This is a genomic window from Vibrio sp. Vb1755 (genome assembly GCF_033338635.1).
In the GTDB taxonomy this organism is placed as follows: Bacteria; Pseudomonadota; Gammaproteobacteria; order Enterobacterales; family Vibrionaceae; genus Vibrio; species Vibrio alginolyticus.
In genome coordinates this window covers 1-1,094 of record NZ_JAWOTA010000314.1, presented here as the reverse complement: position 1 = coordinate 1,094, position 1,094 = coordinate 1, and the positions used below count along the sequence as shown (strand labels likewise).

The following is a 1,094-nucleotide window of genomic DNA, read 5'->3' as shown; positions in this document are numbered from 1 at the left end:
TGACGTGGGCAATCTTCCTAACCGCATGGAGTGTAGTCATCGTCGGTTCGATTGATAACTTGCTGCGTCCATTGTTGATGCAAGGCAGCGCAGGCATGAATACCTTAATGATTTTCTTCTCATTATTAGGTGGTCTGCACTTATTTGGTTTGATTGGTTTGATTTATGGCCCACTGATTTTTGCGGTCACCATGGTGCTGTTTAATATCTATGAAGAGGAATTCAAAGACTTCCTCAACCAACAAGACAACAGCTAGCCGCCACTGAATAGTAAGCAACAGCTTCAAGCTTGGGCCAGATTGTGCGAAAATCTGGCCCTAATTATTTCTGATGAACCAAATTTATGTCTGCCTATATCGCTCCAAGCCAAATCGCTCAGCGTCAGCTAGAGTACTTTAACGGAAAACATGTTTTAGTTGCAGGTGAAGTCGAAGATATGTTCCCTCTGGAACTGACCGCACACTGTGAATCGGTCGAAGTCTTTACTTCAAACTACAGCTATTTCCGTCAAATCCGTCACTCAGATAAAATAAAAAGCCATTTTGGTTCTGAATTTGATGTGGATACTCAAGCCGACATGCTCCTGCTGTATTGGCCAAAAGCGAAAGCAGAAGCCGAATATTTGCTTGCCATGCTCATGGCTAAACTCGGCGTGAACACGGAGATTGTGGTTGTCGGTGAAAACCGTTCCGGCGTAAAGAGCATTGAAAAGATGTTCAAAGAATATGGCCCGGTGAACAAATACGACTCAGCTCGCCGCTGCTCTTTCTACTGGGGTAATTGCTTAAATGAGCCAAAACCATTCAATCAAGAAGAGTGGTTTAAGTCTTACACGGTAACCCTTGGTGAGCAGTCACTTACAGTAAAAAGTTTACCGGGCGTATTCAGTCATGGTGAGTTTGACTTAGGCAGCCGTCTACTACTGGAAACCTTACCTAACTTGTCAGGCAAAGTGCTCGATTTTGGTTGTGGGGCCGGTGTTTTAGGCGCGTTCATGGCGAAAGCAAACCCAGAAATTGCGATTGAGATGTGTGACATCAACGCGTATGCCATCACCTCAAGCCAAGCAACGCTTGAAGCCAACGGTTTGTCTG

Annotated in this window: 2 protein-coding genes; both read left to right on the top strand. The window is 45.0% G+C overall.

Going from position 1 to position 1,094, the window contains the following annotated elements:
• Positions 1-257 (top strand): AI-2E family transporter (locus R7E00_RS24825; protein ID WP_318124881.1); only part of this gene is annotated, 257 nt, incomplete at its 5' end.
• Positions 258-343: 86 nt separating this feature from the next.
• Positions 344-1,094: methyltransferase (locus tag R7E00_RS24820; protein WP_318124879.1), on the top strand; the 751-nt coding region annotated here is incomplete at its 3' end.